The sequence below is a fragment of the Priestia sp. TGN 0903 genome (genome assembly GCF_050846855.1).
GTDB classification, from domain to species: domain Bacteria; phylum Bacillota; class Bacilli; order Bacillales; family Bacillaceae_H; genus Priestia; species Priestia zanthoxyli.
Map to the genome: position 1 here is coordinate 266609 of NZ_JBOZGL010000004.1, position 26460 is coordinate 293068.

20 protein-coding genes and 1 pseudogene are annotated in these 26460 nt (G+C 36.0%); 1 reads left to right on the plus strand and 20 read right to left on the minus strand.

Going from position 1 to position 26460, the window contains the following annotated elements; all coding sequences use genetic code 11:
• Positions 1–95: 95 nt before the first annotated feature.
• The 3 genes from ACRPLY_RS15825 to ACRPLY_RS15835 all read right to left on the minus strand — a co-directional run bounded on the left by ACRPLY_RS15825 (position 96) and on the right by ACRPLY_RS15835 (position 2894).
• Positions 96–863: a tyrosine-protein phosphatase gene (locus tag ACRPLY_RS15825; RefSeq protein WP_432231965.1), complete on the minus strand. Its 768-nt coding sequence runs from the start codon at positions 861–863 to the stop codon at positions 96–98.
• A gap of 279 nt (positions 864–1142) precedes the next feature.
• A complete protein-coding gene (locus tag ACRPLY_RS15830) occupies positions 1143–1895 on the minus strand; it encodes a CpsB/CapC family capsule biosynthesis tyrosine phosphatase (RefSeq protein WP_430093173.1) in 753 nt (250 codons plus the stop codon).
• Positions 1896–2105: 210 nt separating this feature from the next.
• The gene (locus ACRPLY_RS15835) at positions 2106–2894 is read right to left on the minus strand and encodes an SGNH/GDSL hydrolase family protein (protein ID WP_432231966.1); all 789 of its coding nucleotides are present in this window, start codon (positions 2892–2894) and stop codon (positions 2106–2108) included.
• A 196-nt stretch (positions 2895–3090) separates the two neighbouring features.
• Here ACRPLY_RS15835 and ACRPLY_RS15840 point away from each other — a divergent pair, with 196 nt between their 5' ends.
• The gene (locus ACRPLY_RS15840; protein WP_432232071.1) at positions 3091–4041 is read left to right on the plus strand and encodes a LytR family transcriptional regulator; all 951 of its coding nucleotides are present in this window, start codon (positions 3091–3093) and stop codon (positions 4039–4041) included.
• A 129-nt stretch (positions 4042–4170) separates the two neighbouring features.
• On the opposite strand, the pseudogene tagH reads toward ACRPLY_RS15840, so the two are convergent.
• The 17 genes and pseudogenes from tagH to ACRPLY_RS15925 all read right to left on the minus strand — a co-directional run.
• A pseudogene (gene tagH, locus ACRPLY_RS15845) lies at positions 4171–5802 on the minus strand (teichoic acids export ABC transporter ATP-binding subunit TagH); the annotation flags it as partial.
• A 16-nt stretch (positions 5803–5818) separates the two neighbouring features.
• Entirely contained in the window at positions 5819–6625 is an 807-nt protein-coding gene (locus tag ACRPLY_RS15850; protein WP_432231967.1) for an ABC transporter permease, read from the minus strand.
• A gap of 53 nt (positions 6626–6678) precedes the next feature.
• The gene (locus ACRPLY_RS15855) at positions 6679–8244 is read right to left on the minus strand and encodes a DUF6270 domain-containing protein (protein ID WP_432231968.1); all 1566 of its coding nucleotides are present in this window, start codon (positions 8242–8244) and stop codon (positions 6679–6681) included.
• Between the two features lie 120 nt (positions 8245–8364).
• A complete protein-coding gene (locus ACRPLY_RS15860; protein ID WP_432231969.1) occupies positions 8365–10527 on the minus strand; it encodes a CDP-glycerol glycerophosphotransferase family protein in 2163 nt (720 codons plus the stop codon).
• A complete protein-coding gene (locus ACRPLY_RS15865; protein ID WP_432231970.1) occupies positions 10490–11677 on the minus strand; it encodes a glycosyltransferase family 2 protein in 1188 nt (395 codons plus the stop codon). Before ACRPLY_RS15865 ends, ACRPLY_RS15860 begins: the two co-directional genes overlap by 38 nt.
• Entirely contained in the window at positions 11674–14400 is a 2727-nt protein-coding gene (locus tag ACRPLY_RS15870) for a bifunctional glycosyltransferase/CDP-glycerol:glycerophosphate glycerophosphotransferase (RefSeq protein WP_432231971.1), read from the minus strand. The genes ACRPLY_RS15865 and ACRPLY_RS15870 overlap by 4 nt, the downstream gene beginning before the upstream one ends.
• A gap of 76 nt (positions 14401–14476) precedes the next feature.
• Positions 14477–15760, minus strand: a complete 1284-nt coding sequence (locus ACRPLY_RS15875) for a glycosyltransferase (protein ID WP_432231972.1) — start codon at positions 15758–15760, stop codon at positions 14477–14479.
• A gap of 52 nt (positions 15761–15812) precedes the next feature.
• Complete coding sequence (locus ACRPLY_RS15880) at positions 15813–17066, minus strand: glycosyltransferase family 4 protein (RefSeq protein ID WP_432231973.1); 1254 nt, start codon at positions 17064–17066, stop codon at positions 15813–15815.
• A gap of 66 nt (positions 17067–17132) precedes the next feature.
• A complete protein-coding gene (gene galU / locus ACRPLY_RS15885; RefSeq protein ID WP_432231974.1) occupies positions 17133–18014 on the minus strand; it encodes a UTP--glucose-1-phosphate uridylyltransferase GalU in 882 nt (293 codons plus the stop codon).
• A gap of 665 nt (positions 18015–18679) precedes the next feature.
• Entirely contained in the window at positions 18680–19390 is a 711-nt protein-coding gene (locus ACRPLY_RS15890) for a CpsD/CapB family tyrosine-protein kinase (protein WP_432231975.1), read from the minus strand.
• Positions 19380–20132: a YveK family protein gene (locus ACRPLY_RS15895; RefSeq protein ID WP_432231976.1), complete on the minus strand. Its 753-nt coding sequence runs from the start codon at positions 20130–20132 to the stop codon at positions 19380–19382. The genes ACRPLY_RS15890 and ACRPLY_RS15895 overlap by 11 nt, the downstream gene beginning before the upstream one ends.
• A gap of 130 nt (positions 20133–20262) precedes the next feature.
• Positions 20263–22005, minus strand: a complete 1743-nt coding sequence (locus tag ACRPLY_RS15900; protein ID WP_432231977.1) for a phospho-sugar mutase — start codon at positions 22003–22005, stop codon at positions 20263–20265.
• Positions 21965–22972, minus strand: coding sequence for a mannose-6-phosphate isomerase, class I (manA, locus tag ACRPLY_RS15905; protein ID WP_432231978.1), 1008 nt, complete (start codon positions 22970–22972; stop codon positions 21965–21967). Before manA ends, ACRPLY_RS15900 begins: the two co-directional genes overlap by 41 nt.
• Before the next feature lie 90 nt (positions 22973–23062).
• On the minus strand, positions 23063–24445 hold the full coding sequence (locus tag ACRPLY_RS15910; RefSeq protein ID WP_432231979.1) for a sugar phosphate nucleotidyltransferase: 1383 nt from the start codon (positions 24443–24445) through the stop codon (positions 23063–23065).
• The gene (locus ACRPLY_RS15915) at positions 24442–24906 is read right to left on the minus strand and encodes an HIT family protein (RefSeq protein WP_432231980.1); all 465 of its coding nucleotides are present in this window, start codon (positions 24904–24906) and stop codon (positions 24442–24444) included. Before ACRPLY_RS15915 ends, ACRPLY_RS15910 begins: the two co-directional genes overlap by 4 nt.
• A 26-nt stretch (positions 24907–24932) precedes the next feature.
• Complete coding sequence (locus tag ACRPLY_RS15920) at positions 24933–25457, minus strand: KdsC family phosphatase (protein WP_305157552.1); 525 nt, start codon at positions 25455–25457, stop codon at positions 24933–24935.
• A 3-nt stretch (positions 25458–25460) separates the two neighbouring features.
• Positions 25461–26441 (minus strand): KpsF/GutQ family sugar-phosphate isomerase, encoded by a 981-nt coding sequence (locus ACRPLY_RS15925; RefSeq protein WP_305157553.1) that lies wholly within the window; start codon positions 26439–26441, stop codon positions 25461–25463.
• Positions 26442–26460: the final 19 nt, after the last annotated feature.

Below are 26460 nucleotides of genomic sequence, written 5' to 3' on the forward strand. Positions count from 1 at the left end.
GCCTTCCTTTCTTTAACTTTGTTTCTATTCCATACCACAATGAAAGAAAGACAAAACAAGGGACTTTCCCGTTTTTATGGAAAAGTCCCTTGTTTTTAGCTAAATAATTTAAATAAACTAAATTTTTTCATCGGCTCAGGCTCTAATTGATGCACCGGACGACCGTCGATAATCGCTTCTGCATTTTCGATAAAAAAATAAAGTTCTGACGTACCGTACATATCGGAAATATAATCATACGCTTTTGAAAGTGAATAGTCGTGGTAATTGCGAGCATGAACGCCAGAGGCAATCACGTGGGCGAAGCGGTATTTAATAAACGTACAGGCCGCTTTTCTTTCTTTTTTTCCGTTTAAACCGAGAATACTAGCAGCGCTTAGCTGAACAAGTACGCCTTTTTTGACAAGCTCATACAAACGCTCAGGGTGATCTCGAAAAATCGGATGACATTCTGGTGAACGTAGAATAGGCACAACGCCTTTTGTGAGAAGATCATACAGCGTTTTTTCAAAATAAGGTGAGATATCATAGTCAGGCAGTGAAAGAAACAAATATTTATCGGTGTGATTAAGCGTAAGAAGCTGATTTCGCTCATAGTTTCGCAGAAGTTGAGGTGATAAAGGGATAAGCTGGCCTGGTAATACTTGTAGAGGAACACATGAATTTGTAAGCCATTCATTAGCTGCATTTACATAGAGAAATAAATGGTGTTTCATAAACTCTTGATCGCTGTCATAAAGCGGCGTCGCCACAACAGACTGAACCCCTTGATCCGCTAAGGAGCGTGCCATCTTCAAAAAGCCGTCTACTTCCTCAGGTCCGCTATCGATATTAGGCAATATGTACGTATGAATATCAATCACTTTATTTCCCTCCCTGCGTTTTGTATAGCTCTATTCTACGACGATTTTAAATGTGAAACTATGTATTCTTCTCGACATTTACCACCACAAACCCCGGAAAACCGCGTACTTTCCTGTCATCTACTTAACTAACAATATTTTACTATCACTTTATGTGAAAACGCAAACATAATTTGTAAAATAACTCCAAATAATGATGATAAAAGAAGGGATTGAAATAGGTCTTTGTATGCAAATACCCTGATTAAACAGAAGTTAATCAGGGTACAAAGGGAAAAGTTAAAAAATCCCTAGAAATTTTGTTTTTTTGATGCGCTCAGGCTCTTGTTTATAAATAGCCTTCCCGCTCGCAATAGCCTCAGCATTTTCCATGAAATGATAAAGCTTGCTGTTGCCGTATTTTTTAGAAACAGCTGAATAGGCTTTTTGCAGGCCGTACTGCTGGTAATTTTCACGATTTACACCTGATGCAATAACGTGTGCTAATCCGTGATCAATGAACTGATAAGCTGCTTTTTTAGCTTTACTGCCGTTGCCACCCAGCACACTTTGTGCAGACAGCTGAACGACTGCTCCATTTTTTACGAGCTTGTACAAGTGCGGAGGGTTCTCCACAAATAATGAATGGCATTCAGGCTCATTTAAAACCGGTACAATACCTTTTAGCTGAAGCTCGTAAGCAATATTTTCTAACACTTCAATTTCCACGTCTTGTGGAATGTGTAAAAACATATATTTTTCATTTTCATTTATTGTCATCGTGTAATACTCTTCATTTGATACAATCATATTGGTAGAGGCAATTACTTTTTGACCTGGTAAAACGCTTAACGAAATAGAAGATTTTCTTAACCATTCATTCGCAAGATCCACGCCTTCTTTATAGCTGGAATCTTTTCCGTCATAAAGAGGTGCTGCTACGGCTTCTGTTACTCCTTGTTTCACTAATACATTTGCCATTTCTAAAAATTCTTCTACACTTTTGGGACCACTGTTCACATTTGGCAAGATATTGGTATATATATCTATCATTTCTTTTACTCCTCTTTCTATGCCTCAGATCATGGATAGTATTCCATAAATGATATTATATCATAGACCCTTACCAACTTTTCTATATAAAGGGAAACTGCTTCTTATGTATAAGTTTTATGTCTTACAAGCTCTTATTTTGTCTTGAAATGCATTTTATGAGTATTTTTTTAAAAGAAACAAGCCTAACGGAATGGTTAGGCTTGTTCTTTACTGGATAGATTTAGAGTTTGCAAAATAGTGTTCTAAATGCTGTGCCCACAGCTGTTCTCCCTTGTCATTAGGCTGGCCAGGCGCTTGTGTTAAATAAGCTGAAATCTTTTCTGACTGATAGTCCGGCCATGCTTTCCAATGATTGATATATTCATAGTCATTTTCTTTTGCAAACTCTTCTAATGCCTTGGCGTCAGATGGGTAATTATTTGCTTTATAAACGGGAGCTGACGGCTGAAGAATTGTAACCAGCTGTTCATTTTGGCGTTTTAAATACGTTAAGATAATATCTATATTATCTAACGTATTCTCAATCCCTACTACGCCGTTATCGTTTAAAAGAAACGGTTCAAACAGCAAAACATCCGGACTTGCTTGGGCAATCTCTTTGTATGTATCGCTTTTAATGAACTGTAAGGTTGTCATATCCTTATATTCACGGACATCAACCTTGATTAAGGAAGAACCATATGTATCTTCAATTTTTTCCTTCAATAGCTCGGCCCAAGTAGCTTTTACTTCCTCTTGCGGTGCTGATCCAACAATAACTAGCTTCAACGGGGTTTTTGTTTGCTCAGCTTTTTGAATTTTAGTTTGAATAGATTCTGGAAGATTTTGAGCATGTTCTTTCCAAGTAATTTTCATATTACTTGCATCACCGGAAGCTTCGACTTTCGTTGGTCTGGAAACAGACTGTTCTGACACTTTGTTGTTCCAATACATTTTTCCTGCTGAAAGTGCGGCAATAAAAACGATGACTGCTAGAATATTAATCCAAATTTTCATAAATTGTCTCCCTTACTATATCTTTCTTTTTTGCTCTTATTATAATATAATTTGTAAGTAAGTGCATGAAAATGATTAAATTTGTCATTTTTTCAGTAATTTTGATGCAGAAGTTTTTTTCAAGATAAGAATAATGACTTACATAGGTACTTCATTTATTTTATCAATATATTAAGAAAAGGAAGAGACAATGAATATGGAAGAATCTCAAACTCGCAAGCGTAAAAGGAGAAAGCCGAAGAAAAAAAGAGCATTAAAAATCGTTACGGGTATTATTGTATTATTAATCCTTGGTGTAGGTGCTTATGCCTACAGTGTTTGGCATTCTGTTGAAAAAACGTTCACCCAAACTCATGAGCCTTTAAAACGTGATGTATCGGAGAAAAGATCTGAGAAAGTTTCATTCAGTGACAAAGATCCTATTTCAATATTGCTTTTAGGAGTAGACCAGCGTGCAGGTGACCGCGGGCGTTCTGACTCATTAATTTTAATGACGGTGAACCCAAAAGATCAATCGATGAAAATGGTCAGCATTCCTCGTGATACGCGCACAGAAATTGTTGGAAAAGGAACGACTGACAAAATCAATCACGCCTATGCATTCGGCGGTGTCGATATGGCTGTAAATACAGTTGAAAAATTCTTAGATGTACCGGTTGACTATTATGTACAAGTTAATATGGAAAGCTTTAAAGACATTGTTGACGCAGTTGGAGGCGTGACAGTGAATAACGACTTGGACTTTAATTATGATGGATACAGTTTTAAAAAAGGAAAGCTTACGTTAAACGGAAAAGAAGCTCTTGCTTACTCTCGTATGCGTAAAAAAGATCCTCGCGGAGATTTTGGACGTCAAATGCGCCAGCGTCAAATTATTGAAGGTGTTATTGAAGAAGGAGCAAGCGTTCAATCACTGGCAAACTATGGTAATATCTTAGACGCCATTGGAACGAATGTTAGAACAAACCTTACATTCGACGATATGAAGCAAATTCAATCAAACTATAAAGATGCTCGCCATAACGTAGAACAGCTTCAAGTAGACGGTCAAGGTGAGAAAATTAACGGTATTTACTACTATGCAGTTTCAGATACAACGCGCCAAGAGCTATCTACTAAGTTAAAAGATCATTTAAATTTAAAATAAAACAAAAATAAAGCCGTCTTCCTAAAGGAAGACGGCTTTATTTTTGTTTTATTTACCTTCTGCATTCTCTCGTGCTACAAAAGATATAATCTTAATTCTATTTGTTTTTAAATTTGTATACACCTTAATATAATAATTCGTTGATTGATAGAAATACAGGCCTTCTTTGTCATTAATAAACAACGGCTTCTTCTTCAATAATGACAGAACTTCTTCTGTATCTTCATCCACGTTTCTTAACGATACTTCTGTGATCTCATTATTTAGTGCTACATATTGAACAGATCCGTAATTTAATAACGTTCCATCGTTTGAGTCATACTGATTGGTTAAAGATAAAGCTTGATTTTCCATTAAGCTTTTCTGAGTTCCACTTAACGGACTTAGCAGTTTGTCCATACTGATATTATATTTTGGTTGCACAAGCGAGTTCAGCGAATCAATATTTTTATCTGTTAACGCTGATTGCTGGTCAGTATACGGTGTTAAAAGAGCTGAACTAACCCAGCCTTCCTTCCCATGTTCTGCATTCAACTTCACCCATTTTATATCTTCAGCAGGATCTTTTTTCTCTTCAAGAACTTCATATATTTCTCCAAATGATAGAACTGCTTTTTGGCTGCTCTCTAAATCTGGCTCTTCTCTGACAAATGCAGTTTTCGTGTTAATGACTGCTTTCTCAGCTTGTTGCTTCTTTTGAGCCGTGCCGCTCACAGAAGACTGTTTTTTACTCTCTGTTTGTTTCACTAAGTGGTTGGCATTTTGTGCTGCATAGACAGCATACCCCGCACTTCCTAGTAAAATAACGGCTGCCGCTGGCAACAATACTTTTTTTGCAAAGCTTTTTTTGCCAGAGACACTCTTCCGCTTAGTTCCTATTCTTTTTGAACGCGAGAGACTAAGTGATTCAGCAGATTGTTCTTTTGAATGTTCGCCTGTGTCTTTTGGAACCGAGGTGCCGTTATTCAATAATCCATGTGAAAATTCATTGAGCTGTTTTTCACGGAACTGTTCACGCTCTTCTTTAGACATCTTATTATATTCTTTTAAAAACTGACCATATTGGTCCGCTACTTCATTAATGTCCCCATACTCTTTTACATGTCCGTAATGGATCCAAAGAGCCTTTGTACAAAAACTTTTCACTTGAGACAATGAGTGACTGATAAAGAAAATGGTTTTGCCATTTTCCTTAAATTCATTCATTTTTTCTAAGCATTTATTTGTAAACGTCTGATCTCCAACAGACAGCGCTTCGTCAATAACAAGGATATCCGGATCAATATTAACCGATATAGCAAAACCTAAACGGGATTTCATACCGCTTGAATAGGTTTTGACAGGCTGATTAATAAATTTCCCAATATCAGCAAATTCGATAACTTTTGGGGTAATCTCTTGAATTTGCTTTTTGGTCAGCCCCATCATTAGACCTTTGAGTTCGATGTTTTCTAGGCCTGTTAATTTGTTGTTTAATCCTGCGCCGATAGCAATCAGCGATGCGCTGCCTTTAATATCAACCGTTCCTTCATTTGGCATTGTAACGCCTGCAATTAAATTAGATAAGGTACTTTTTCCTGATCCGTTTAATCCTATAACGCCTACGATTTCCCCTTCATCTACAGTAAAGGAGATATTATTTAGCGCATAGTGATACTCTCCTTTGCCGCGATTCCAGAACAAATCTTTTACTTTCTCTATTTGCTTATTATACATTTTGTATTTTTTTGTTACTTGCTGAAACTTGACTTTATAACTCATATACCTGATTCACCTTTTATAAATAGTCAACAAACTGCTTTCTGAATTTTACATGAATCGCCGAACCTAATATAAGCAACAACAGAATGACACTCCAAAATATAATCGTATATGGAGAGTGAATAAAATTCCAGCTGCCTTTTAGCAGAGATTCACGATAACCGTCTACAATATAATAAAAAGGATTCATCGCAAAAATCTCTTTCAGCAATTGCGGCGTGTTATTACTTGGCAACCATAAAATAGGAGTTACATAAAACAACATACGTGTAGCTGTTTGGATAAGCAAATGAATATCTCTTATCATTGTAGATAAAGTAGATGTTACGAACGATAAAGAAAGCAAAAAGCAAAATGACGACAGCATAAAATACAGTAGACTAATAATATTTATGTGGTGGATACCTTGAGACGTAATCACAATAATCGTTAGCATAGCCACAAGGATTAAGTGCGTGTAAAGCTGTGCAACCACTACATATGTAGGTATAACACTCAGAGGAAAATTCATTTTCGAAACTGAATTTAACCTCGCATAGACTGAGTTAGAGCCTTGAAGAATGGCAGCACTAATAAAAAACCAAGGGATTAAGCCACAAATTAACCAAACAAAGAAAGGGATTCCGTCAACATCTTGACCTCCGCGTACTCCTAGACCGAACACAACCCAATAAACCCCAATTTGAAATAAAGGATTCAAAATAATCCAAAGTCCACCCAATAGGTTGTCCGCATACGATTTTTTCAACTCATAAGCTGATAGTCTACCAATCATGTAGAGATTTTGAATTTGTTCTTGTATTACGATTTTAATTGATTTCATATCATAATTCCTTTTGTACAATTTATTGAGAAACAGCCTTTGCTTCTCAATGATTAAGCCTGCTCTAATTCTTGATATATTGTTGCAAAGACGTTTTCTGCTTCAAGATAATTCTTTACTACAATACGATGTAATTGCTTTAAAAACTGCTGATAATAGTTCATTTCAAAATGAACGTGGAAGACGCCCCAAGGATGGCCTTCGTAAGAGATATACTTCTCTTTTGTTAAATCGATTGCTTCTACTTGATAGTTTTCTTGAATATAACCATCTAGGAGGTCCCAATATTGATTTAATGCCTGAACATTGACAGAAGAAGCTATGGTTTTGACCTGGCCTTCATTGTCATAATAAGAATCCGTAAAGCGCGCTTTATGAAGAACTACTTTGCAAGCAGGCAATTCTGCTTGAAGAAAAGCAAATAGTTTATTAATCGCTTTTTTCCAAAGCTCCATATATTCGTCCTGGTTGTTTTGCAGGGTAATCGCATCATGATTTTTTAATTCCTTGAAATAACTAGTTTTAGCTAACTTCCAGTAATTATTAGTTAAAAAACTATCCGTCACACGAAGGCATCCAAAGAAGATGTCTCCAAATAAATCAATGATTAAATAATCAGGCTGCTGCTTTTTTAAATCCTCTAAAAACTGCTTCTGAAAATCTGTTTTAACATTCCAGGTGTCCCAATCATTTAAGTTATCAATTTTGTCCTGCGGAAACGCTAAAGGAGAAGCCATTAAACTGATAATAGAAGATTGATTTTGTAAAGAAACACACTCGTAACTTTTTTTGTAGTCAGGATTAAATTTGCTGTTAAAATTATCACGTGTAACACATGAACCCAATACTGCTACTTTTACTGTGTCATTCTTTTTTCTTTCAATCCACATGGCTGCATAAGGTTCGCTGCTGTTTAGCTGAATAGTATATAATTCATTATTTAGCTGAGCAGGATTTCCCACATGTAGATGTGCTGACACTACCGTATCGTTCATGATGTACTGCATAGAGACGTCTTCTTTAGATATAGTCTTATACAAGTGTACACTATTTTGAAGTGGTATACGAAATACAATTGTATTTAAATTTGGCCTGCTCTCAATGGCATATCTTTTTCCGCTTATAGTCGCATAGCACTCCTGGGGAAGAATTGTTGCCTTCATTTCTACAGTAAGAATCAAATCTGATTTTTCTAAGGAGCATTCAATAACTTTTGCAACAAAGTCTGTTTTAGTGTAAATAGCCACTGTTTTTTTATTTGTGCTATACGGTTTGATCCAATGAGTGCCCCATACTTTTTCGTTCATATATTTGATTTTAGTTACATCAAAGTCAGCTAGACTCAACTCGTAAACTTGCTCTTCTACTTTAATAGCAACATCTACAATCTCTTCAACAGATACTGACTCGCCTTTTAAGTGATATAAATCATTCAAATTAATAGTGATTGAGTTATCCAACGAGATTTTTTGCGAATAAGTTATGCTTTTATTTCTATGTTTAGCACGTCTTGTTAACAATAACTCAGCTGGCTTTAACTTGAGTTCTTTCGGAATATTCAAGGCTATTTCTATGATAGCATTATCTCTATATTTAATGTTTTCTACTAGTATATTCATGACCCACCTATAATTAAATATGACTTCTCTTTGTGTAAAAAGAGCTTATAATATGAAGAAAATGCAACATAACTATTGCATTTTCTTCATCATGATTAGAGCTTTTGCTTTTATAAATCATTAAGATGTTTTTTGCTTAATAACGTTATAAATACGCTGACAATTATTTTGGTCTTTGTATTTAAAAATCCGCTGTGAATTTTTAAGATATTGCTTGTTTGCTTTAAAATCGTTGTTTACCACTGATCCAATAGCTGACATTAATTGATTTTCATTTGAAACAATCATTCCCAGATTGTTGTATTGGATTTCTTTTACTTGTGTATGGTGGTTATTGTGCGGATCAAACTGATACATAATAACCGGTTTATCCATATACAAGAAATCGCTTGATACCGAAGAATAATCCGTAATTAACAGCGAACTTTCTTTTAAGAGCTCTGAAACAGTAGCCGTACTTTTTACTAAAAACTCGATGTTCGGATGATCAATGACAAACTGATCCATAAATTTTTGCATTTGACTGTGAATGTAAAACTTCACAGGAATGTTATGACGTTCAATCATTTCTAAAAATTCTTGATTGGTAATGAGATTTTTGTAAGCTTTATAATAATCCGATTTTAAGAAGCTATTTTTATTAATTTTGAACAAATGTCTTCTCCATGTTGGCATAATTAAAATTTGTTTTTTGACATCCAGTTCATGAAGATTATCAAAGCGAGCTAAACCTGTTACAGCAACTTCATTCTCGCTGTAACCCAGCGTATTTTGAATAATTTTCTTTTCATATTCAGAGCTGGAAATAATAAGGTTTTGATTGTATCGCTCTTTATGTAAATAAGGAGAGATATTATGAATAATAACACCATGCTGTAAGCAGATATTGTATTTTTTAGCCAGTTGCTTTTTAAATAACTTTTTAAATGTTTCTTTCGGCCTTGGATATGAACACTCCTCAAACGTCCATGCGCTAATGTAAGTGCTAGCCACCAGCATATATAGCTGATGCTTAAAAGAAGAATGATGAATGACATTTCCATGTTTCTTTACTTTTTCAAGATGAGGAGAATCCTCGTTAATAATATAGTAGACTTTTTGATTCGGGTAATGTTCTCGGCAGTACTTAAAGAAAAAATAACCATTGTCTTCTGCTTGATCTTCACGTTCTCCTACAAGCCATACTTTACGGTTAAGTAAAGATGCTTTAACAAGGCTAGCAGCAGTTACTAAAAACCCTTTATAGAGAGATTGTTTTAAGCCGCGAAGCATGCTGCTGGCTTTTCTAAAAGGCTTTGTTACTTTCCATGAAAGAGACTCTTCTAAGCTGTATGGATTTTTTTTAAAATACTGCTTATATTTATTTGTTTGCTCATACCAATGACGCTTACTTCTCAGTAATTTAATATACTCAGTAGCTTCTTCGTCCAAGTTCTTATTGAGCATCTTAAAAATCGGGATATATCCGTCTATACCGCAGCTTTTGATTTCTTGCGAGCTAAATAAAGCTAATAAGCTTCTTAACTCATTATAAGCAATCGTTTGCTTTTCTTCTGTTAAGTTATTCGTAAACGTATTTTTATCAATTAAATAAAGCATATGCGTTAAAAGTTGAAATTTAATGGCTTCGTTTAATTCCTTAGGTGCCTGCATTTGCAACGCCCGGTTAACCTCGCCAATGTGTCCAATCGATGAGCTGATATAAACTTCGTCAAAAGTAAACCCATTTTTGTATTTTAATTTACCGATGTAGTTAAAAGAAAGCTCTTTTGTATAGACGAGAAAATGAAAAACTTCAATGGCTGTACTTGTGACAGATTTAGATACTAACTGCGGATGCTGAAGCAGCGTATCTTTTTTTATTAATTTTAAAGACGTTAACGCATTAACTCCTTTTTTTATAACCTCAGCTGATGCATCCATATTTGTTTTCACCGTTGAATCTGCATTAGCTGATACAAAATCCAGTCCTTTTTTTTCTGCTGTATTGTATAGCTCCTTGTATAAGTGAGGTGAAATACTATAATTAAAATCAAAGAAGCTGATATACTTTCCTTTTAAAGAAGCAAAGTTTACCTCGCTTTCTTTTTGTACATGTATATTGGCCTCCTCAGACAATTTAGAAAGCTCAATTACTTCTTGAGACGTTTTTTCAACGGCTTGATCAAGAATTATCAATTCAATGTTTTCTAACCCAATTGTTTGTTCTCTTAATCTATTAAGAGTATCAATAAAATTAGTAAGATTACTTTCCTGCAAGAGTGCTACTATGCTGACTTTCATTTACATATCTCCTCTTAATTAGTTGTTTCAATTTAAAGTTACGGCTGCGTAAGATTTTTGTCATCTTCCATGAATAGCTTTTTCTGATTTTGGCGTGTTTTTTGTATTCTGCCTGCAGCTCAATACCTTGCTTGTACCACCAGCGTCTCGAAACAAGCATTTTATTATACTCTAGCGCTTCATCTATATATCCTTTATCAATTAAGCTGATAAAAGGTCCTTCAAGCTTTAAATATTTTTCGATTAACTTTTTGTCGTACCCTTTAATAACGTCTTTAACTAAGTTAATCAAATAAAGTTTTGTATCCATTTGCAGACGGTTAAAGTCTGGGTCACACAGCTTCCATAATAGGGATCTCAGCGCGTTAATTTGAAAATAGGTGTATTCTTCGCTGCCAAGCATCGGTTTTACAAGCTTTGCTGCTTTCACATCATTTTCAACTGTACTCACGATATCTCGCTGCGTTAATGATAAGTTTTTTGCATCATTTCTTGCTCGGTACATATAAATAACCTTCGGAATATAGCTGAATTTAGCTGCTTTAGTGAAAAGCTGCATGTCATAGTATTTGTCTTCGCCGTTTTTCATGCCTTCTACAAATGAAATGTTATGCTTTTTAATAAATGCTGTTTTAACAAGCTTTAAATAAACGGCTGTTTTAACTTGCAGAAAGAAAGGCACGCTTTTTATATCTACATTCAAGTACTGCTTATGTAACAAATAATTTTTAAATGTAATATGCTCATACTCTCTGCCGTCTTCATCATCAAAGCTCACCATTTTCCCCATTACAAAGTCTGATTTATTTTCATTAGCGACTTCATAAAGAGCTTCGTACGCATCATTTGGAATATAATCATCGGGATCTAAAAAGATTAAGTATTCACCAGTTGCTTTTTCAATACCAATATTTCTTGGCTTCCCAGGAGCGCCCGTATTTTCCGCTAAGTGAATCGATTTAAAATGGGGGTATTTCTGAGAATATTGATTCATGATCTCAGCTGTGTTGTCTGTAGAACAATCATTAACCATAAGAACTTCCAATTTTTCATGGCCGATTGTTTGATTCAACAAGGAGTTTAAGCACTCTTCGATATAACTTTCTACGTTGTAGATAGGTAGAATAACTGTAATTAATGGTTTATTCATTCATAATTCCCTCCACTCAATTGATTGAATAGTAAATTGCTATGAGAATGTTCTTTTACAACATAATTTTGAATTTTATTAGCTTTATGAATAGAAAAGTGAGGAAATTGCTTTAATAGCTGAATCACTTCTTTTTCCGTTTCTACTCTCTCTCCAAATAAATCTTTTTTATGGTTAATAGGACCTTCATTGTAATGCTTTGAATAAAAGTCATCATAATCGAACTGATAGAATAAAACAGGTTTATTCATATAAGCAAAATCAAACGATACAGTCGAATAATCAGTAAGCAGCATACTGTGACTTCTTAATAAATTTTGAACGGTTTGTTCTCCTTGCTTCACGACCGTGATTCTAGGATGGAAAGCAGGAAATTCTCCAATTAACTTCTGCATTTGATAGTGCGGAAAGAACGTAACTGTTAAATCTTTTTGTTCAAGAAAACGGTGAAATTCTTCGTTTTCAAGCAAAGACAAATAGCGCCTCCAATAATCAGATGTAAACAGCTGCTGCTCTGTTTTAATCCAGCTTCTCCATGTCGGCATGATGAGAATTTCTTTGCCTGTACTTGTATCTTCAAGCGCGTCCCAGCGTGCAAGCCCCGTCTCAATTACCTCTTTTTGGCTATAACCAAATTCTTTCATTACGTGTTTTTTTTCGAACGGTGAAGAAACAACAAACTGACTATAATTCATTCTATTTTTATGAAGAACATGATTAACCCGGCTAACACCGATTACACCATGCTGAATAAAAATCTTTTCATTTTTCTGCCACTCTGGATAATACTTCATAATTTTCTTATACGATTCCGTATGCATGTTAGAAGTTTCAACGTAGCTGTTAATAGTTTTATGGGCTATGAGTAAATAAAACGTGTGCTTCACACTATTAAAATGAATAATATTTCCTAAATGCTTGATAAATTGATAATCTGGAGAGTGCTTATCAATTACATAATAAATATTGACGTTTGGATGATGCTTGCGAATATAGCGATACAAATGATAAGAATTATCTTGAGCCGTATCTTTTCGCTCACCAATCAGCCAAATTTGTTTTTTAACATACAATAAACGAAACATTCTATATAATAGAATCGCTAAAAATGTATGATAATCCTTAGCCTTTAAGAAGCTTGCATCATATCGGATATCTCTTTTTACTTGAACAGCAAAAGACTTTAATTTCCCTAGCATATTTACTTTTTTTAAGCTAATTTTCATTTGTGAGCGTGTGTTAAATGCTGTTTTGATTTGAATATTGTTCACCACATGGGTTTTCGTACGATTTCGCAGCTGAGCTAGCATCACTTTTATTGGTTCTTCCACTGTTGCATCATTTACAGTCAAACGAATATATACCTGCCACTCACCTTGCTCAAGAAAATCCAATACGTTGAGAGAAATCGTTTTAAAGCCAGCGTCTTGGTAATCAATTTGATTATGTGAAAATAAATAACTCACGTCTGTTCGTAAATCCTGCTGTAAAGGAACTGCTTTCTCTTTTCCTCCACGTTTAAACACCAAGTCTTTTTGCATTCCTTTAGCAGACAAGCCTTTCATAAACGCATAGCCGCCAAGCGTAAGCTGTCCGTCTTTTAGTTCGATAAGCTCAATTCGCTGTTCAACTTCTACGTGCTTCACTTCTAAGTACTGCTTATATCTAGGAAATGTTTTGGCCAAAGAGCTGTAAAACAGACCTTCTTCCCAAAAAATCTCGTTAATAAATTCATCTTTACAAAAAGAAAACATTAAGTTCATAAACTCTTCATAATCTCTCTGTACAATCATTTGTGTGAGTAGCTGACTTTTGCTGTCTAAGCTGGACGTTACTTCACGATGAACAAGCGTATCTAAAAAGCTGCTGCTTATATCTAACAGCTCATTCAAATGATTCTTCGGTAGCTTAGGACCCTTTGTAAAAAGAGAGCTAAAGAAAAATTCTGCCTGTCTCTTTTCGATTTCGTGAAGCAGAGACCGTTCATTGAGAGTACCGTATAAACTCTTTAATTTCTGCTGTACCATTACTAGCTGTTTGAAAAATGAAAGAGTACTATTTTTTGATAGTGTCATTTCATTGTCATTAACTCGGTAATACAAAACGTCACTATTTTCTACTACCGTTTTACGCGAGCAGTAGAGACTTTTTTGAGTGAATAACAGATCTTCACCAACATGTAAATCTTCATCAAAAGAAATGCTATGCTGAATAAGAAGCTCTTTTTTAAATAATTTATTGCTTGCTGAAGGCGTGAGATGCAGTTCTTTGTGGGTAGAAATGTGCCGTATGGCAGGAAGCCCTTTCGCAAAGACTTTTTTCATATAAGCCAAATGCCAAGTGCGGTACTCATTAAAACATTCAAAGTTTCCTACGGCGGTATCTGCATCTGATTTCACTGCGGCTTTGTACAGCCTATCGTAGGCATCAGCCGGTACATAATCATCTGCATCTAAGAAGGCAACATACTCGCCTTGTGCATAGGATAAGCCTTTGTTCCTGGCTGAGCTTACTCCTTTATTTTCTTGAGTGAGATAGCGAACATGAGGATGTGCTGCAGCATATCGGCTTGAAATGATGCCGCTTTTATCTGTTGACCCATCGTCTACAATGATGATTTCAATTGGCTGCAGAGACTGGTTAATAACAGACTCAATACATTGAGAAATATAGGGTTCTTTATTATAGTTTACAATCACGGCGGTGACTTTATATTTACTCAAGTTGCTCATTCCTATTCTTGTAAAAATTAGTGATGATGCTGCACACATTTAGAAGGTTAAAATTCTAGCTGACACGTTATGCCAGCTTTTTGTAGATGTCGATAAAAATTTCTTTTTCATTATTCCAGTTGTATTTCTCGCGAGCCTGGTAGCAATTACGGCTCATTCGTTCACGTTCTTCAGGGTGATCAAGCAAGTAGTTCACGCCCTCTGCAATTGACACTGGATCATGCGAGTCAACGCATACTCCTACTTCCTCTGTTTCTACTACTTTTTGAATTTCAGGGAAGCTGCACGCAATGACGGGAACCGCACTCATCATATACTCAAATAATTTGTTTGAAGACGCAGAATAATGGTTAAAGCAAATGTTATTTAATACTTGGAAACCAAGATACGCATTTTTCGTATAATGCATAAGATCTTCCACCGGTACTTTTGCCAGGAACTTAACACGATCTTCAAGTCCTTGGTCTTTCACCATTTTTTGAAGCTGAGGTTTAATACGACCGTCACCGATGAAAACAAGCACGCCTCGTTTGAACAGCGGTGCTGCTTCTACTAGCTTATCAAGTCCCCTTCCAACTTGAACACCGCCTTGGTATAAAAGAATTGGCTCATGGGAAGGAATATTTAACTGCTGATGAAGATCAACAGATTGACTCAGCTCTGGCTTCACAACAAACGGATAATTATGAACAACCTGCGGATACAGCTTGTACAAGTCTTCTGTATATTTAGCACGCGTATGATTTTCTGCAATCATCACATCCGTAAACTTAATATAAAGTTTTTCCATTATTCCGTAAATAGGACTGTTGTACCCAGTGCGGCTTGTTTGCACTTCGTGAGAATCATAGACTAGCTTTTTCCGGCGCAAAATTTTTGCACATGTAATGCCTTGGGGAAGCGTGTTTAAATCATTTGAATGATAAATATCATATTTCTTTTTTAACCCATACTTCACCATTTGACTTGCAATATAGCCTCTAACCATAAATGTTCGAGCTTTTGGCGTCACAAACAGTCCAAGAAGAACAGCTACTAGTAACGTTATTACTGTTAATTTCCATAATCCTAGGCCAAGTACAACTAGGGCAAGCAGCTGCAAAGGAATACTTTTCTTTACACGTCGAGCGGCTCCAAGAAGCATTTGCAATAGCGGAAACTGGTTATTTACACGAATAACGGTAAATCCTTCCTTGCGCTCTTCCTTCTTTTGAAGCTGCGGATTTTTCCGGTCATGAATCGCAATAAGATCCACTTCATAGCCGGCTTCTACCAATGAAGAACATTCTCTTAAGACGCGGGCATCATTGGTAAAATGATTCCACACAAACATACATACGTTCTTAGACATCTTTATCCTCCGTCGTTACTTTTAAGATATTCATAGTGAAGATTCTATGTAATTATAAAACTTCGGCTTTTTCTCTTGTTTCTACAGGAGCCATCTCTTCATATGTAGATACTCTGTTTTCAATCAGATTGATTAACACATTGATATTTCGTTCCCACAGAAAATGTTTTTGAACATACTTTCTGCTGTTTACTGCCATTTCACTTCGCAGAGAAGGACGCTGATACAGGTATAAAATGTGTTTTAACATTTCTTCTGCGTCATGAGAGTTGGCTACAATTCCAGCTTCTGTTGTTTCAATAATCGTTTTAGCATAACCTGATACGGCTCCAACAATAGGAAGACTGCACGTCATATAATCAATAATTTTCCCAGGCAATACCGTTTCAAATACTTCTTTGCCATTAAGAGTAACAATTCCAATATGATGAGTTGAAATCGTCTTTAAACATTCTTTACGCGTAGAAGGCTTCATAAAATCCACGTTAGAAAGATTATGTTCTTTCGCAAACTTCACGAACTCCCGCTTTTTAAATCCGTAGCCCATCACCGTGAGCTGAATATCATACTCATTTAGTTCTTTCGCTAATTCCATTAAGATAGTGACGTCTTGAGCCAAGCCAATATTTCCTGCGTACATGACTTTAAACGGCCCGTCACCTGATTCAATCGGAGAGATTTCTTCTTGGCGAGCGGCATTTGGCATAAAAGAGATTTTCTTTAGAGGAATATGGTAATTACCGATGATAAAATCTTTGAAGCGCTGACTGTTTACGATAATTTTATCGGCTTTTATATACAGAAGCTTTTCTAACCTGCTGAAGATATAAATAATAAACCGATAATTAAAAACCCCAACTCCCTTTAGTGATTCCGGCCACAAATCTCTTATATCCAGAATCATTTTTGTTCGGTACCGATACTTCGCTACTAACCCCACTACCGCAATAAAAATAGGCGGCGACGTCACAAAAATAACATCATATTTTTTACGGTCAAGTAAAATAAACAAAATCATTCGAAACGCAATTTCTAAGTAGTACCATAAGCGGTTAATAATGCTTCTAGAGTATTTGCGATTGGCTACTTTTACTCGTGTAACATCATTTTCTTCAGCTAATGAATCATCGTCCCAAAACTGCTCATCGCTATAAATTTTCTTATTGGGATACGTTGGTTCAGTTGTCAAAACATTTACATCATAATCATTTTCTTTTAAGAGCTTATATACGTTTTTCATCCGGTTTCCGGCGCTTCCGATTTCTGGATAAAAATGTTGAGAAATCACAAGTACTTTTTTTGTCATTAAGCTTCACCCCAATACTACTTAACCGGTAACCTACTCAAATAAGCTACCGGCAGGTTTCTCTGTTTAAGCTTTGATTTGCTGTTCTTTTAACAGCTGCTCCATAAATACAAGAAGATCTTCACGTAAATCTTCGCGCTGAAGAGCAAACTCCAGCGATGTTTGGATAAAGCCTAATTTTTCTCCTACGTCATAACGTTTGCCTTCAAAATCGTATGCAAAAACGCGCTGAATTTCGTTTAGCTTTTGAATTGCATCAGTTAATTGAATTTCGCCGCCTGCTCCGATTTCTTGCTCTTCTAAAAATTTAAAAATCTCAGGAGTGAATACGTAACGGCCCATAATCGCTAAGTTTGAAGGTGCTGTACCTGCTGTCGGCTTTTCAACAAATGACTCTACTTGGTAGCGGCGGCCTTTGTTTGAAGAAGGATCTACGATACCATAGCGATGCGTTTCATTTTCAGGAACAGTCTGAACACCAATAACCGAAGATAACGTTTGCTCATACTCATTCATTAATTGACGCAGACAAGGTGTTTCTGCCTGTACAATATCGTCTCCTAAAAGAACAGCGAACGGCTCGTTGCCAATAAAATTACGTGCACACCATACCGCATGCCCTAATCCTTTTGGTTCTTTTTGACGAATATAATGAATTTCAACGTTTGAAGACTGACGAACTTTCTCTAATAGCTCAAATTTTCCTTTTTCAGCTAAGTTCTGTTCTAGCTCAGGCGCGTTATCAAAGTGGTCTTCAATCGCACGCTTGCCTTTGCCCGTTACGATAATAATATCTTCAATGCCTGACTCAATTGCTTCTTCAATAATATATTGAATAGTAGGCTTGTCTACAATCGGAAGCATTTCCTTTGGCATTGCCTTTGTAGCAGGTAAAAAACGTGTTCCTAACCCTGCTGCTGGAATAATCGCTTTTCTTACTTTTTGCATGTTATGTTCTCCTTTATTATGTAGTTGTGTCTATACGACCATTTTCGCTAAAAACCGCGTCCGCTACCCGTATGTTGACTTCATTAGATAAATTTTGCACTAAAAGCAAAAAAGAAGGATGGGCTGGTTTGCACTTGTAAATCTGTCCAAACTAGCTATCTTTTCTTTTACAAAACGTTCTTTTTTTCTACACATATAGTAATATATCTTTTTACTCAGCACGCCATTACATGTTAGAACGCAAAATAACACACTTCACTATGTCAGACCTTCTGACACAGCTGTTTTAAGCATAATTTCATCCATCTTATCAAGTAATAAGCCTGAATGCATATAGGAAAAAGGTGTCAAATTAAAATAATAATGAAATTTCCATCTTTCTTTCGTATGCCTTAAGACCTAACAAAAGCAATATTCATATTAGCACATTACAGTAAGTATTTCTATGTCTTTTTTTGTCGAAATTTCTACCTCAGCAAATGTAACACTTTCTTTCCTTATATAAATTGCTAAGGGAAAATTAGGAACAGAACACCTTCCAAGCCAAAAAAGAAGCTTTTCAGAACCTAAAAATAGCCTAAAAACAGCAAACAAAAATAAGGCGCCGGAACCCCTTTGGTTTCGACGCCTTATCAAAAAGTCTGCCTGTTATTTAAGAAAGTAGGTTAATTACTTCCATAATAGTAGTAATAATTTCCTTCTTCCATTTTACGATTATTAAGAACCGCTCCAAGCAATTTCGACTTTGCCTGAGTTAGCAATTCTTTTGCTTTTAACGCTGCATCTTTTTCTGTTTTTGCACTGCTTACAATTAAAAGAGAAGCATCTACTTGGTTGGCTAAAATTTGAGCATCCGCTACGGCTAAAATCGGCGGTGTATCAAAAATAACCATATCAAATCGCTCCTTCATTTCATCAAGCAACTCTCCCATTTGCTTAGAAGCAAGAAGTTCAGAAGGGTTTGGAGGGATTGGACCACTCGTTAAAACGTAAAGATTTGGCACTTCCGTACTTTGAACCGCTTGTCCAAGCGCTGACTGTCTCGTCAACACGTTGGTAAGACCCGTATGATTTTCGAGACGGAACGTGTAGTGTGCCGTTGGCTTTCGCAAATCTCCATCGATAAGCAGCACGTTCAAGCCCTGCTGTGCATAAACAGCAGCTAAGTTAGCAGCTGTTGTAGACTTCCCTTCAGAAGGTCCGCTCGAAGTCAGTAAAAGAGATTTAATCTCTTCGTCCGTTCCTGAAAACTGAATGTTCGTACGAATTGTACGGTACTGCTCAGCCACCGGATCTTTCGGGCTGTTATGAGCGAGCAGACGTCTTTTTAATGTCAGCATTTTATCATTTCTTTGCTCTTTCGTTTTACGAGCCAAACGTCTCACCTCTTTGCGGTACGCGAGCAGTTAAATCCGGACGCTGTACGTTGGTTGCTTTTGGTACATCTTTAATCGTTGTAATAACTCCCATAACAGGCAGTTCTAAAATATTTTCAATATCCTGTTCTGTTTTTAACGTATTATCTAAGTATTCCAGTAAGAACGATAGACCCACACCTACCATCAAACCAACAACGATAGCAATTGCTACGTTTAATAGAGGCTGAGGTTTTACAGGGCTTGGGTTTTCGCCAAGCGCTGCTTTTGACAGCACTTTTACATTGTCCACGTTCATAAGCTTAGGCACTTCTTTTTGAAAAACAGAAGCCGTTGTATTGGCAATGTCAGCTGCACGCTTCGCACTTGTATCTTGTACGACAATCTGTGCTACTTGTGAATTTTGAGCACTGGTTACTTGAATTTGACCGCTTAAACTTGCAGCAGATTTATCAAGATTCAATTCTTTAATCACTTTGTCCAAAATAGCGGGACTTGTAATAATGTCATTGTACGTGTTAATAAGCTGTACGTTCGTTTGAACGGTTTGATTACTATATAATTGCTCATCATTTTTTGCTTGATTGACTAAGATCTGCGTTTTCGATTCGTACACAGGCGTTAGAACAAAAAAGCTAATTACGGCACTTACCGTTGCTGCGATAATGGTAATGAGTACAATAAGCCAAAGACGCTTACGAAGCACTGCAAACAACTCTCGCAAACTAATAGTCTCTTCCATAGTTGACCTCCGAATTTAGTAACTTCTAAAAAATTCAATCTACTTCATTATAATTGACAAAAGCCTTATTTACTATATTCTTTTGTCAATTAAATGAAAGCTTTACATTTCTTACTTTTACTTTCAGTCTTTATATCGACACCGAAATCGATTTATTTACTCTTTCCATGACTATTTGTTCAATTTTTCTTAAATGATTCTCACTTTGACTCAATGATTCTTTCTTCACACCAAAATAGACCTTTGCTTTTGGCTCTGTTCCAGACGGACGAATTGTGAACCACGTGCCGTCTTCAAAATGATACTTTAGTACATTGGAGACAGGAAACGGCATAGACTCAGTCTTACCTTCTTTTACATGCAGGCGCTCACCTGATTGATAGTCTTCGATACATGTAACGGCTATATCTCCCAGTTCGCTAACTGGATTCACTCGAAACGTATCAACAAGTTTTTGAATTTGCTCCGCTCCGTCTTTTCCTTTTAACGTAATAGACCGCAACGATTCTTTGTAATATCCATACTTGCTGAAAATTTCAAGCAAGCCATCATAAAGAGACTTTCCTTGAGCTTTGTAATAAGCCGCGACTTCTGCTGCAAAAACTGCTGACTGGACAGCATCTTTATCACGGACAAAGTCTCCGATTAAATATCCATAGCTTTCTTCGTAGCCAAATTGGAATTGATACTCTTTTGTCTGTTCAAATTCATTAATTTTTTCACCAATAAATTTAAAGCCTGTTAATGTATCAATTGTTTCTAATCCGAAGCTAGCAGCAATAGCACGCCCAATTTCAGACGTTACAATCGTTTTAACAACGACTCCCTTTTCAGGAAGAATATTTTGTTTTTCTTTCTGCTCTAACAAATAGTGAAGCATTAAAGCACCCATTTGATTCCCTGTAAGTACTACATATTCACCCTTTTCGTTCTTTACTGCCACACCTAAGCGATCAGCATCTGGATCTGTTCCCATTAGAATATCAGCGTCAATTTCTTTGCCATATTGAATAGCTAATTCGAAAGCTGCATGCTCTTCAGGGTTAGGCGATTTAACGGTTGAGAAGTTAGGGTCCGGAAGCTCTTGTTCCTTTACAACCGTAACATTTGTAAAACCAAATGCTTTTAATCCGGCACGAACAGGCTTATTGGCAGTACCATGTAGAGGTGTAAAAACAATTTTCAAATCTTTTCCCGCTTGCTCTACAACTTCACGATTCAACTGAATTGTTTTCAACTGTTCCGTATAAGCTGCATCAACTTCGTCGCCAATATACGTCAATAATTCACTAGCAAGAAGTTCTTGTTCTGCTTTTACTGGTATCAATAACTCGTTTTCCACTGCATTTACATAAGAAATAATAGTATCTGCAGCAGCAGGAGGAAGCTGTCCTCCATCTTCTCCGTATACTTTATATCCATTATATTCTGGAGGGTTATGGCTAGCTGTAATTACGATGCCAGCAAATGCATTTAAATAACGAACAGCAAAAGATAGCTCAGGTGTAGGACGCAACTCTTCAAAGATATACGTTTTAATTCCGTGGTGCCCTAATACTTTTGCTACTTCTAATGCAAATTCAGGTGATTTGTGACGAGAATCATAAGCAACCACTACGCCTTTTTTCTTTGCTTCTTCTCCACGCTCATCTATGTAACATGCAAGACCTTCCGTTGCTTTTCTCACCATATATACATTTAAACGGTTCGTACCAGGGCCAAGCTCTCCGCGCATTCCACCCGTTCCGAATTCAAGATTTTTATAAAAAGCGCCTTCTGCTTCTTTTTCTTTCATTGCTACTAATTCATTTTTTAGTTCATATTCTAAATCATCAAACGTTAGCCACTTGTCTAGTTGTACTTGCCACCTCATGTTGACGTTCTCCTTTACTATTTGGTTGCGAAGCAATTAATTGCACTTGGCCTTCAATTTTAAATGATTTCATTTCATGTGGAATAATGAAATGATCACCATATTTAATATAATATTCATTATCTTCTGAAATCATTTTACCTTCACCGTTAATCACACTTACTAATGTAAAGTAGCTTTCCTGAGTAAGTGATAAGGTATTCGTAATCTCCCATTTATATACAGTAAAATAATCTTCTTCTACGAATGTTGTAATGCTTCCCCCAGTTGTTTTAACAATAGCTGGTTCAACTTTAGCCGCAGTGTGGGGAACTGTAGTCACATCGATTGCTTTTTCCAAATGAAGTTCTCGAAGCTTACCATCTTGTCCTCGACGATTATAGTCGTATACGCGATACGTCGTATCTGAACTTTGCTGAGTTTCTAATACAAGCGTTCCTTTACACAAAGCATGAATCGTACCGCTTGGAACGTAGAAAAAATCACCTGGTTTAATTTTAATTCGTTGCAGAAGCCTCTCCCAGTTTCCTTCTTCCACTAGCCGAATAAATTCTTCTTTGGATTGAGCATGATGCCCAAAAATTATATCTGCGCCTTCATCGCAGTCGACAATATACCAGCATTCTGTCTTACCGAATTCACCCTTTTCAAATTTATTGGCATAATCATCATCGGGATGAACTTGAACAGATAAATCATCATTCGCATCTAGAATTTTAGTTAACAAAGGAAAACGATTGCTTTCGAAATAGCCAAATAACTCTGGCTGTTCTTCCCATAGTTCTCCTAAACTTTTTTCGGAAAATTCTCCAGATGCTACAACACTTTGACCATGTGGGTGAGCAGAAATTGCCCAGCACTCTCCCGTTTGCGAGGATGGTATAGTATATTCATATTTTTCATTTAGTTTGGTACCACCCCAAATTCGCTCTTGAAATAATGGCCTTAAAAAAATAGGTTGTTTCAATGATTTTACATCTCCTCTAAAATTAAGTAATACTTATTTTAATTTTCAAAAATATACTTATATATATATATAGATATATATATATATCTATTACTGAACCTTTTTTAAATTCAATACTTGCTCTTGAATTTCTTCCCAAGTCATGAACAAGCGTACAATATCCTCTTCAATTAATTGAGAACCAGTCTGCACCTCAATAATTTCTAAATCAGTAAGTGCTTTAACTGCATGTTTCTCTCCTGATGGAATTTTCACCACATCTCCTGCTTTAATTAAGCGAACTTCTTCATTTAAAATAAACTCACCTTCACCTTTAATGACAGTCCATATTTCGTCCCTATAATCGTGAAGTTGATAGCTCAAATTTTTTCCATGGGCAATACAAATTCTTTTTGTCAATACTTCTTTTTCTTCTGCCAATTTAGTATAGTCAAGTACTCGATACCATCCCCAGCGCCTTTCCTCATACATAGGACGACTATCAAATTCTCCGACTAATTCTTTAATTTTTGGACTAGCTTCTTTATCAGATACTAATATTCCATCAGGACTAGCAGCTACCACTAAATTAGAAGCACCTAATACTGTAACTGGAATGTCTAATTCATTAATTAAATGAACATTTTTACTATCTTCACTAATAACACCTTTACCAATTTGACTAGTTGCCATCTCCTCAGTAAGGGTATTCCACGTACCCAAGTCTTTCCAATAACCATCATAAGGAAGAACCACTATTTTTTCTGTTTTTTCTACTACTTCGTAATCAAAGCTAATTTTTGGAAGCGATGCATATTGTTTTAACAATTCTTCATATTTAGTAGGCAACCCTTTCTCCTCTAGAATTGATATTAAATAACTAAGTTTAAATGCAAATACCCCACAATTCCAAAGAGCCCCTTCTGCCATTAAAGAACTTGCCTGGCTCTCTGAAGGCTTTTCAGTAAAACGATTTACTGTATGATATTCTTTATCCTTTGATGTACTATTAGGTACAATGTACCCGTATTTAGATGATGGATAGGTAGGATTAACCCCAATTAAAGCAAGCTGGGCATCGCTACCTCTCACCACTCCTTCTAAATCTTTTACTCTATTAAAAAATTGGTTATCTACATAAGGGTCAACAGGTAATATAGCTACTACCTCATCCAAACTAGCTTGTTTTACACTAAAAATATAAGAAGCAGCTAAAGCAATCGCTGGAAAGGTATCACGACGAGCCGGTTCAATAATTAAATCAGCTTGATTATGAAGTTGGCTTTTAATCATATCTACTTGTGACTTCCCTGTAGCAATGACTGTGGACTCGGCTAAATTTACACTATCAATTTGATTCCATACTCGCTGTACCATAGATTCTAAGCTATTCTCTTTATCTTCTAACACCTTTAGAAATTGTTTTGAACGTGAATCATTCGATAAAGGCCAAAGACGTTTACCAGATCCCCCAGATAATAGTACTAATTTCATTTATGCTCACCCCATAATTTGTTTTGTTTCTGTTTTATATAACTTTTAAAATATTCAACCAAATCTATTACTTCCTTGTCAGTTATATTAGCTGCAATAAGATCCAGTTGCTGAGTTGCTTGCTTAATCAAATCTACCCCTCTTAGTTGAGAATCTTTGACTCTAGGAATTATGTGAATATGTAAGTGGCGAACTGCTTCACTAATAGTGACGGTATAAATTCGCTCAGCCTGAATCTGATGAGTTAGAAACTCCTCTAAAGATCGAAGCATATTAACATATTCTTTTAATTCTCTTTCAGTTAGTTGCATCCAACTTTCAATATGTCTCTTAAATTCAATATAAAAATATCCCTTAACTTTAGAAGTTAAGGGACCATGACTGACGACAATATATTCATTTTCATATGCATTATATGAATTATCTTTAATATGTTTGTTACAAATAATACAATTATTCAAGTATTTTCCTTCTTTCTATAATATGGCTACTGAATAACTTTATTCTTCCCATAAATAAACTCTTGTACAAGTTCTTCAAAATTCGTTTGCTGTTGTAAAATAGCTTCTACCATTTCCCTTACAGCACCATTTCCACCTGAATGTTTCGTTACAATGTCTACAGATTCTTTAACTAGTCCCACTGCATTATCAGGAGCAAATGATATACCTGCTGTTTTTAAAATAGGAAGATCATTAATGTCATCACCCATATAACAGATTTCATCTACTGTTAGTCCTAACTCAATAAGCAATTCAGATAGCACTTCTAATTTGTTACTAATTCCTTGATACACATAGTTGATCTTTAGTTCTTTCGCTCTTTTAGCAACAGCTTCGGATTTACGCCCCGTAATAATGGCTGTCTTTAAACCAGCATAATGAGCGAGGGTAATTCCCATACCGTCTTGTGTATTAAACTGTTTATATTCTACTTGATTTGAGCCTATATACAGGCTTCCATCTGTTAAAACACCATCAACGTCTAATACAATTAATTTAATGTTTTTCATTTATTAAATCCCCATTTTAACTACGTCTTGAATATGAATCATAGCCACCGGCTCTTGATAATCGTTTACGACAGGCAAGACGTTTACTTTATTATCTTCCATAATTTTCAGTGCTTCTGCTGCTAGCAATTCTGCTCTAATAGTAATTGGGTTTTCGTTATATAATTTATTTACTTTTTCCTGTAAGATATTAATTTCCCTTGCAAGGCCTCTTCGAATATCTCCATCTGTTAGAATACCTTTTAATTTACCACGGCTATCAACGATATTGATAGCTCCTAAGCCAAATTCTGTCATTTGAAACAAAACTTCATTAACATTACTATTTTCATTTGCCACGGGGTTACGGTTTGCTGTTGAAATAATATCTTCCACAGTTAATAATAGTTTTCTTCCTAAAGATCCACCTGGATGAAAAACAGCAAAATTTTCAGGTTTGAAGTCTCTAGCTTTTAATAAAGAAATAGCAAGAGCATCTCCAATAACTAATGTTAAAGTTGTACTTGTAGTAGGGGCTAGTCCTAGTGGACAAGCTTCTTCCACAATCCCATAACTTAAGATTAGATCTGCACGTTCTGCCAAAGAAGAATTTGAATTCCCTACTAAGGCAACAATTTTAGCCCCTATTCTTTTAATTGAAGGGATAGTTTTTAATATTTCTTCAGTTTCCCCACTGTTGGAGATAGCTATGACAACATCACTATCTGTGACCATACCTAAATCACCATGCAATCCCTCTGCAGGATGTAAAAAGAAAGAAGGAGTACCCGTACTTGCCAAAGTAGCAGCAATTTTTTTACCTACTAACCCTGACTTTCCGATACCTGTAATAATAACTCTTCCTTTGCATTTGAGAATAAAATTTACGCATTCGTTAATTTGAGTGCTTAGGTATTCTTTTCTTTCAAGAATAACCTTGGCTTCTAGCTCAAGAACTTCGGAAATGGTATCTTTAAAATTAACTTTAAGGTGTGTAGAAGACATTGGGCAACTCCTCTCAATT

Excerpts from the sequence above, each read along its gene's own strand:
- ACRPLY_RS15875 (WP_432231972.1), bottom strand. The coding sequence starts at position 15,760 with ATGTCTAAGAACGTATGTATGTTTGTGTGGAATCATTTTACCAATGAT.
- ACRPLY_RS15880 (WP_432231973.1), bottom strand. The coding sequence starts at position 17,066 with ATGACAAAAAAAGTACTTGTGATTTCTCAACATTTTTATCCAGAAATC.
- ACRPLY_RS15830 (WP_430093173.1), bottom strand. The coding sequence starts at position 1,895 with ATGATAGATATATATACCAATATCTTGCCAAATGTGAACAGTGGTCCC.
- galU (WP_432231974.1), bottom strand. The coding sequence starts at position 18,014 with ATGCAAAAAGTAAGAAAAGCGATTATTCCAGCAGCAGGGTTAGGAACA.
- ACRPLY_RS15900 (WP_432231977.1), bottom strand. The coding sequence starts at position 22,005 with ATGAGGTGGCAAGTACAACTAGACAAGTGGCTAACGTTTGATGATTTA.
- ACRPLY_RS15860 (WP_432231969.1), bottom strand. The coding sequence starts at position 10,527 with ATGAAAGTCAGCATAGTAGCACTCTTGCAGGAAAGTAATCTTACTAAT.
- ACRPLY_RS15925 (WP_305157553.1), bottom strand. The coding sequence starts at position 26,441 with ATGTCTTCTACACACCTTAAAGTTAATTTTAAAGATACCATTTCCGAA.
- ACRPLY_RS15895 (WP_432231976.1), bottom strand. The coding sequence starts at position 20,132 with ATGGAAGAGACTATTAGTTTGCGAGAGTTGTTTGCAGTGCTTCGTAAG.
- ACRPLY_RS15850 (WP_432231967.1), bottom strand. The coding sequence starts at position 6,625 with ATGAAATCAATTAAAATCGTAATACAAGAACAAATTCAAAATCTCTAC.
- ACRPLY_RS15910 (WP_432231979.1), bottom strand. The coding sequence starts at position 24,445 with ATGAAATTAGTACTATTATCTGGGGGATCTGGTAAACGTCTTTGGCCT.
- ACRPLY_RS15835 (WP_432231966.1), bottom strand. The coding sequence starts at position 2,894 with ATGAAAATTTGGATTAATATTCTAGCAGTCATCGTTTTTATTGCCGCA.
- ACRPLY_RS15855 (WP_432231968.1), bottom strand. The coding sequence starts at position 8,244 with ATGAATATACTAGTAGAAAACATTAAATATAGAGATAATGCTATCATA.
- ACRPLY_RS15920 (WP_305157552.1), bottom strand. The coding sequence starts at position 25,457 with ATGAAAAACATTAAATTAATTGTATTAGACGTTGATGGTGTTTTAACA.
- ACRPLY_RS15840 (WP_432232071.1), top strand. The coding sequence starts at position 3,091 with ATGGAAGAATCTCAAACTCGCAAGCGTAAAAGGAGAAAGCCGAAGAAA.
- ACRPLY_RS15865 (WP_432231970.1), bottom strand. The coding sequence starts at position 11,677 with ATGAATAAACCATTAATTACAGTTATTCTACCTATCTACAACGTAGAA.